The sequence below is a fragment of the Peribacillus psychrosaccharolyticus ATCC 23296 genome (genome assembly GCF_000305495.1).
GTDB lineage: Bacteria > Bacillota > Bacilli > Bacillales > DSM-1321 > Peribacillus > Peribacillus psychrosaccharolyticus.
This window is the reverse complement of sequence record NZ_AJTN02000173.1, coordinates 21,137-29,775: the sequence shown is the minus strand read 5'-3', so window position 1 is coordinate 29,775 and position 8,639 is coordinate 21,137. Positions and strand designations below refer to the sequence as shown.

The 8,639-nt window shown below is 40.9% G+C and carries 5 protein-coding genes and 1 pseudogene; all 6 read left to right on the top strand.

All coding sequences use genetic code 11. The features are described 5' to 3' along the window. Positions 1-2,146 (top strand): annotated as a pseudogene (gene priA, locus WYK_RS08780) (primosomal protein N'); the annotation flags it as partial. A gap of 752 nt (positions 2,147-2,898) precedes the next feature. Continuing rightward, positions 2,899-3,384, top strand: coding sequence for a peptide deformylase (def, locus tag WYK_RS08770; RefSeq protein WP_040374143.1), 486 nt, complete (start codon positions 2,899-2,901; stop codon positions 3,382-3,384). Then, positions 3,381-4,340 (top strand): methionyl-tRNA formyltransferase, encoded by a 960-nt coding sequence (gene fmt, locus WYK_RS08765; protein WP_040374142.1) that lies wholly within the window; start codon positions 3,381-3,383, stop codon positions 4,338-4,340. Before def ends, fmt begins: the two co-directional genes overlap by 4 nt. Beyond that, positions 4,327-5,676: a 16S rRNA (cytosine(967)-C(5))-methyltransferase RsmB gene (gene rsmB / locus WYK_RS08760; protein ID WP_040374141.1), complete on the top strand. Its 1,350-nt coding sequence runs from the start codon at positions 4,327-4,329 to the stop codon at positions 5,674-5,676. Before fmt ends, rsmB begins: the two co-directional genes overlap by 14 nt. Positions 5,677-5,862: 186 nt before the next feature. Further along, on the top strand, positions 5,863-6,612 hold the full coding sequence (locus WYK_RS08755) for a Stp1/IreP family PP2C-type Ser/Thr phosphatase (protein WP_040374140.1): 750 nt from the start codon (positions 5,863-5,865) through the stop codon (positions 6,610-6,612). Positions 6,613-6,617: 5 nt separating this feature from the next. Further along, entirely contained in the window at positions 6,618-8,618 is a 2,001-nt protein-coding gene (pknB, locus tag WYK_RS08750) for a Stk1 family PASTA domain-containing Ser/Thr kinase (protein ID WP_040374139.1), read from the top strand. Positions 8,619-8,639: the final 21 nt, after the last annotated feature.

Here is an 8,639-nt window from a genome sequence, read left to right as displayed (position 1 = left end):
GCTATGTGCTTTAAGATTTCTGCTCTTCAGCAATGCTTCCTTCAGCGATGAAGGCAAAATATGAAAAGGTACTTAAAGTCACTGGAGATAAAAAAAATCTACTTGATCCTGAAGTACAAAGGTTCCTTGCAAATCACGATTCGATTTCTTGGAAAGATGTGATCAATGGCGGCGAAACAGTCCGGTTTCAAAAAGAAGTACAAAAAGGAAACGTAGAAGTCATTTATCAAGTTAAAAACCGAATGAACAAAAAGAAAGTTAAAATGGTTGAAACAATCCTGAGTGTGCAAGAAATGAAAGACATGATGAGTTCTCTCTCGGCGAATGACAAAAAAACAGCAGGAAGTTATACAGTACTTCATTGAGCATCAAAGAAAAAATTCAATTGAAGGACCTGCTTGAAGCTACGGGTGCCTCAAATAGTACGATTAAAACGCTGGTAGATAAAAAGGTGCTTCGGGAAAGTGATGAAGAAATCTATCGAAATCCATATGAAAATCGAACGTTTGAAAAGTCGAATCCATTTACCCTGACTGACGAACAAGCAGCAGCGTTGTCTCCCATTGTTGCTTCGGTTGAAAAAGATGAGCATGATGTATTTCTTTTATATGGTGTCACTGGCAGTGGAAAGACGGAAGTCTATTTACAAGCAATAGATGCCGTCTTGAAAAAAGGTGCTGAGGCAATTATGTTAGTCCCAGAAATTTCTCTGACTCCACAAACGGTAAAGCGTTTCAAAGAACGATTCGGTGAACAAGTTGCGGTCATGCACAGCGGATTATCTGTCGGGGAAAAATATGATGAATGGCGTAAAATTCATCGAAAAGAAGTGAAAGTAGTCGTTGGTGCACGCTCCGCGGTTTTTGCTCCTTTTGAGAATTTAGGCTTGATTATCATGGATGAAGAGCATGAATCAAGCTATAAACAAGAAGAAAACCCTCGTTATCATGCCCGTGACGTAGCAATTGAACGAGCTAAAAATCATAAATGTCCTGTTATACTAGGCAGTGCTACTCCTGCATTAGAATCATTTGCACGAGCCCAAAAAGGAGTCTATCAGCTTTTACCGTTAACGCGGAGGATGAATAATCATCCGATGCCTAGTGTAGAAATTGTGGATATGAGAGAAGAATTACGTGGTGGTAATCGCTCAATGTTCTCAGAATTATTATTTGAAAAACTGAAAGTGAGAATAGAACGAGGCGAACAAACCGTATTGATGTTAAACAAGCGGGGACATTCATCTTTCGTTATGTGCCGAAGCTGCGGCGTCGTTTTGAATTGTCCTAATTGCGACATCTCATTAACCTATCATCGAATGAACCATTCTTTGAAATGTCATTACTGTGCCCATGAAGAAAAGATGCCTTCAATATGTCCAGAATGCAGCAGTGACCATATACGCTTTTTCGGAACGGGCACACAAAAGGTGGAAGAGGAAATCACGAAGCTTCTTCCGGAAGCTAGGGTCATCCGGATGGATGTAGATACTACTAGTAAAAAAGGATCTCATGAACGATTGCTGCAGGCATTTGGAGAAGGAAAAGCGGATATACTGCTTGGTACACAAATGATTGCAAAGGGACTTGATTTTCCCAATATCACATTGGTCGGTGTTTTATCCGCTGATACCATGCTTCATTTACCTGATTTCCGATCATCAGAAAAAACCTTCCAGTTATTGACCCAGGTTAGTGGACGAGCTGGCAGGCATGAGCTAGAAGGGGAAGTGGTTATCCAAACCTACACCCCAGAACACTATAGTGTCGAACTTTCGAGTTATCAGGACTACGATTCCTTCTATGAACGAGAAATGTTTATCAGAAGACAAAATCATTATCCTCCTTATTTTTATATGGCGATGGTTACCGTTTCGCATGAAGACTTGATGAAAACGGTAGCAACCACAGAAAAGATCACGCAATTTTTAGGTGCACGTTTAAGCAAAGGAGCCATTATACTTGGCCCCGTGGCCTCACCGATCAGCCGGATTAACAATAGATATCGCTATCAATGTCTGATAAAATACAAACGAGAGCCTGAGCTGCAAAGTCTCATGCGCTCCATTTTAGAACATTATCAACAAGAAACTGCACAGCAGAAATTGCAAATTAATATCGACTTAAATCCACAAATAATGATGTAACCATCAGTTATACCGATAAACCGTCATAAAAAGCTATACACAGCGACACAGGTCAAGTAAAATGAGGGTTTGTGGTCTGGTATACCTCAGGCTGAATTTTAAAAAATGGTTCAGCGCTGATGTCCTCGTACGACTAGGATATCTGCGCTTTTATGATGTTACTGAACATCCAGTTTGCTGTGAGATGGGCGTCCTCATAGTTTCTCGCTTTTCTTGTACAAGCTAAACGGATGCCTTCGCATTTCAGATTGTTCAGCTGCGGCGCCTAGCCTCCTGTGCAAAAGATGCAAGCCACTAAAAGGCAAAGAGCGCCTTTTGTGTCTCGCCCTATTTGCTTCGGAGGCTGACCAAGGCGCCTCCGCATTTCAGATTGTCCAGCTGCGGCATCCAGCTTGCTGTGGAAAAGATGAGAGTCCTCAAAAGGCAAAGAGCGCCTTTTGGTTCTCTCCCTATTTCCTTCGCAAGCTAAACGGATGCCTCCGTATTTCAGATTGTCCAGCTGCGGCGCCTAGCCTCCTGTGCAAAAGATGCAAGCCACTAAAAGGCAAAGAGCGCCTTTTGTGTCTCGCCCTATTTGCTTCGGAGACTGACCAAGGCGCCTTCGCATTTCATTATTGTCTAGCTGCGGCGCCTAGTCCCTCGGGTCATAAGCCCGTCCTCTCCGCAAGGAAGAACACCTTGCTTTGAGGCCGTTCTTATGCCTGTCGGGCCTGACCAAGGCGCCTTCGCATTTCTTATAGGAGTTGTTTATTTTGGCTATTTTACCGATTGTTTTGTTTCCTGAGAAAATTTTGAAACAAAAATGTGATAAAGTAACAAGTTTTGATGGAAAGTTGGCTAAGCTGTTAAATAATATGTATGACACCATGATCGAAGCAGATGGTGTGGGGCTTGCTGCTCCGCAGATAGGGGTTAAAAAGCAGATTGCTGTTGTCGATATTGGGGACGATACAGGTACGCTGGAGTTGATTAATCCAGTTATTTTAGATAGTTCTGGTGAACAAACTGGACCAGAAGGATGTTTGAGTTTTCCAGATCTTTATGGGGAGGTTACTCGTCCATATCGTGTGAAGGTTAAGGCTCAGGATCGTCGCGGTGCATTTTTCGAAATGGAGGCAGAAGACTTTCTTGCCCGTGCTATACAGCATGAAATAGACCATTTGCATGGTATTTTGTTTACTAGTAAAGTGACACATTATTTAACTGAAAAAGAGCTAGAAGGGGTAGTTGAAGAATGACAAAAATTTTATTTATGGGAACACCAGACTTTTCTGTACCAGTGTTACAAAGAATCCTGAAAGAAGGATATGAAGTGATTGGTGTCGTCACTCAGCCTGATCGGCCAGTGGGACGTAAGAAAGTATTGACCCCTCCTCCCGTAAAGGTGGAAGCTCTGAAACACGGAATTCCCGTATTGCAGCCTGAGAAAATCCGGGTTAAAGAGGATTTAGATAAAGTACTTGCGTTGAACCCTGATTTGATTGTTACTGCTGCATTTGGACAAATTTTGCCGAATGAACTGCTTGAAGCACCAAAATACGGGTGTATCAATGTTCATGCGTCACTTTTGCCAGAGCTGCGAGGCGGTGCTCCTATTCATTACGCACTGTTACAAGGTAAAGAGAAAACAGGAATCACCATTATGTATATGGCTGAAAAATTAGATGCCGGAGACATTTTGACTCAAAGTGAACTTATGATTACTGAAGAAGATAATGTAGGGACACTTCATGAGAAGCTAAGTGCAATTGGTGCTGATCTTCTAGCAGAAACATTGCCAAAGCTGATTAACGGCGAGCTTAAATCGAAGAAGCAGGACGAAACGGCTGCGACATTTGCGCCTAATATTAAACGGGCACAAGAAAAGATAGATTGGACGCAAACCGGAGAAGCTATTTTTAATCATGTGCGTGGTCTGAATCCTTGGCCGGTTGCTTATACACTTATTGATGGAGCAGTTCTAAAGATATGGGATACTAAAAAAGTCACATCTGAAGTAAAGGCACAGCCGGGTGAAGTGATATCAATAGAAGATAATGGTGTATTAATTGCCACAGGCAATCAAACAGCAGTGCTAGTGACTGAGCTTCAGCCATCTGGAAAGAAAAAAATGCTTGCAAAAGATTATTTGCGTGGAGCCGGCAGCTATATTATGCCTGGTATGAAGTTAGGAGCAGAAAATGACAACAATTAAGAAGAATGTCCGGGAACTCGCTGTAGATGTTCTAGAATCAGTTGAAAAGAATCAATCATACAGTAATTTATTATTAAATTCTAAGATTGAAAAGCATAACCTGTCTGGTGTAGATAACGGTTTGTTAACAGAAATAACGTATGGAACCATTCAACGAAAAATGACGTTAGATTATTATTTAGAGCCTTTTGTCAGAGACCGTAAACATACGCTTTCTTGGGTTTATAATCTGCTTCGTATTTCGTTGTATCAAATGGTGTATTTAGATAAGGTTCCGGATCATGCTATCATTTATGAAGCGGTAGAGATTGCAAAAAAACGCGGTCATAAAGGGATTTCTTCTATGGTAAACGGCGTATTGAGGAATATTCAGCGTCAGGGCGTACGGCCGCTTACAGACATTAAGGACGAGACTGAACGCTTGGCAATTGCCACTAGTCATCCACAATGGCTTGTAGAACGTTGGATCGAGCAGTATGGTGTAGAGAAAACGTCAGAAATGTGTGAAATCAATTTAACAGCTCCCTTGCAAACAGTCAGAGTAAATACACGTAAAATTTCACGAGATGAGCTTGTACGACTATTGACTGAAGAAGGTTTTGAAGTTGAAAAAAGTTCAATTGTCCCAGAAGCTATTAACTGTCTGCGAGGCAACCTTGTTCATTCTGAAAGCTACACGCTTGGTTTTATGACAGTTCAAGATGAAAGTTCAATGCTTGTTGCACATGCCTTAGGGGCAGTTGAAAATGATATGGTTCTTGATGCTTGTGCAGCCCCAGGCGGGAAGACGACTCATATTGCAGAACGTCTGACTACAGGACAAGTTTCAGCTATTGATCTGCATGATCATAAAGTGAAGCTGATTAAGAAACAAGCACAACGTTTAGGTCTTCGTAATATTAAAACCTATGTGGCAGACAGCCGTGATGTGCAACAGAAATTTAGTGCAGAAGGCTTCGATCGTATTCTAATTGATGCTCCCTGTTCAGGTTTAGGTGTTATGCGCCGGAAACCTGATATTAAGTATACAAAATCAAAAAATGATATAATAAAGCTCGCAAGTATACAAACTGAATTGTTAGATGCTGCAGCACCTTTATTAAAACAAGGCGGCCGCTTAGTTTACAGTACCTGTACGGTCGATCAGGAAGAAAATCAGCGTGTTGCTGAGGCTTTTTTAGAAAGACATCCTGATTTTGAAAAAGATTTAGAGTTACAAGAGCGTCTCCCAGAAGGAGTACAAAGCTTTGTTGAAGATAATATGCTGCAGATATTCCCACAAGATCTAGATAGTGATGGGTTCTTTATATCCAGCTTTAAAAAGAAGAGTAAGTAAGGGTACCATACAGACAATTGAACAGTTCTTACTGTGAGATTGTCTGTACTTTTACCAAGTTAGCCGTGTCCGTACACCTCGAGAACGAATTTTTCCCTTTAAGAAGGACGCTGAAAAAGGTATTGTTACGACCATCAGCATGCGGTCAAGAATGCTAAGAGCGAAAAGAAGAGACGAGGTGAACCTATGAAGGCAGTATTTAAAACAGACCGTGGAAAAATCCGCCAGCATAATGAAGATAATGGCGGTATTTTCATCAATTCGGATGGGGTTAGTCTGGCAATTGTCGCCGATGGAATGGGTGGACATCGTGCCGGTGATGTGGCTAGTGGAATGACTATCGAGTTTTTAAGCAAAGAATGGGAACAAACAACGGACATCTTAACTGCTCAAGATGCGGAAATATGGTTTAAGAATCAAATTACGAAGGTTAACCAGCTGCTTTTTGATCATTCAGCTGAGCATTTAGAATGTAATGGGATGGGTACGACGGTTGTGGCTGCTATTTGTACCAATCGATTTTCGACAATTGCTAATATTGGCGATAGTCGAGGTTATTTATACAACGAAAGCGGCTTTAAACAAGTTACGGAAGACCATTCTCTTGTAAATGAATTGGTCCGTTCTGGGCAAATATCACGGGAAGATGCAGAACACCATCCCCGTAAGAACGTGTTATTGCGGGCACTAGGAACAGAATTACAGGTTGAAATGGATATTTCAACAATCACATTTGAAGAGGGAGATATTCTCTTGCTTTGCTCAGACGGCCTTTCCAATAAGGTTAGTGAGAATCAGATGCGAGAAATGTTGGTGTCTGATACCGATTTTACTGAGAAAGCAGCTGCATTAATTGACTTGGCTAATCAATACGGTGGTGAAGATAATATCACACTTGTCCTTGTTCAACTTTGTGATGAAAGTGAAAGTGGGTGAACTGAATGCTGATTGGTAAAAGAATCAACGGTCGCTATAAGCTTTTAGATATGGTTGGCGGCGGCGGCATGGCTAATGTTTACCTGGCTAGAGATATGATCTTGGACAGGGATGTAGCTTTGAAGATTCTGCGTATGGATTTCAATAATGATGATGAATTCATTAAACGTTTCAACCGGGAAGCACAATCTGCTACCAGTTTAGTTCACCCTAATATTGTTAGTATTTATGATGTCGGTGAAGATGGCGACATTTACTATATTGTCATGGAATATGTAAAAGGCTTAACGTTAAAGCAATACATACAAAAGAACTTTCCGCTGTCAATTGAAGAGTCCATTAACATTATGGAACAAATTACTGCAGCCATTTCCAATGCACATCATAATGGGATTATCCACCGGGATATTAAACCGCAGAACATCCTAGTGGATGAAATTGGCAATGTGAAAATTACTGATTTCGGAATAGCTTTGGCTTTGAGTGCAACAAATATTACTCAGACAAATGCTGTTTTAGGATCTGTTCATTATTTATCACCAGAGCAGGCTAGAGGCGGGATGGCGAATAAAAAGTCCGATATTTACTCGTTAGGCATTGTCATGTTTGAGTTGTTAACAGGAAGACTGCCTTTTTCAGGTGAATCCGCCGTTTCCATCGCTTTAAAGCATTTACAATCGGAAACGCCATCGCCCAAACGATGGAATCCTGACATCCCACAAAGTGTCGAAAATATTATTTTAAAAGCGACCGCAAAAGATTCCTACTATCGGTATGAAAGTGTCGATGAAATGCATGAACAGATTAGGACGTCGCTTAAACCTGAACGGCTTAATGAACCGGTTTTCGCCATACCAGAAGACCATGATGCAACGAAAGCGATACCTATTATTACAAATGATAATATGGCAAGTATAGACGAAACCATTATTAGGGGACCTGAAAAAAACACGGCTGTTTACGATGAACCTCCTTCCGCACCAGTTAAATCGGCTTCTAAAAAGAAGGGCGCGAATGCAAAGAAACAGAAAAAACGTAAAAAGCGGCCCCTGCTTTTGATAGCTAGTCTTTTAATGATGATTTTGCTTATACTCGGTGGTTCTTTTGTGTTCCTTCCTGATTTATTTGGTCCAAAAGAAATCACGATCCCGGATCTTTCAGGAGAAGAATACGATGATGCAATTGTGGAGCTGCTTAAGTCTGGACTTGAACCAGGGAAAACGATTGAATTATCGGATGAAAAAGTCCCTCAAGAACAAGTTATTAAAACCGAGCCTAAGGCTGGTAAAGTAGTTAAAGAAGGTACGGAGATTGATATTTATCAAAGTACAGGAAAAGAAACGGTTACAGTTTCAGACTATATCGGCCGCAATATTGACAGTATTGAAACGTTACTGGATAAAATGGATTTTAAGAAAAGTATGATATCTGCGGAATTTGATGATAGTTCTCCTGGAACTATTCTGACACAAATACCATCTTTGAATACAGAAGTGGTACCATCGGATACGGCCTTTGAATTTACAGTCAGTAAGGGACCGGAACAACTTCCCTTGAAAAATCTTACAGAATTCAATAAAGCGGGTTTAGATGACTATGCTAAAGAAGCTGGAATAAAAGTTAACGTTAAAAGGGAAGAGTACAACGCGTCTGTTGGTATCGGCTTGGTCATTAGTCAGGAACCATCACCAGGAACAAAAGTGGAAAAAGGCAGTACCGTGAATGTCGTTCTGTCAAAAGGGAAGAAAGAAATCCCTCCTAAAAAGGTTACAAAGGAAGTTACCATAGAATATGATCCTAAAGTGCCAGGAGAAGTACAGGAAGTTAAAATCTATATAGAAGATATGATCCACAGTATGACAGAGGCTGATCAAACGATTGATTTAACCAAGGACCGTACAGTAACTCTTGAATTCTTAGTGCCGTATGAAAAGCAGGCGGGATATAAAATCATTCGGGACGGGAGTGTTTATTTAGAGAACATTATCACCTATCCGAAAAAATAACACTAGCTATAATAATTAACT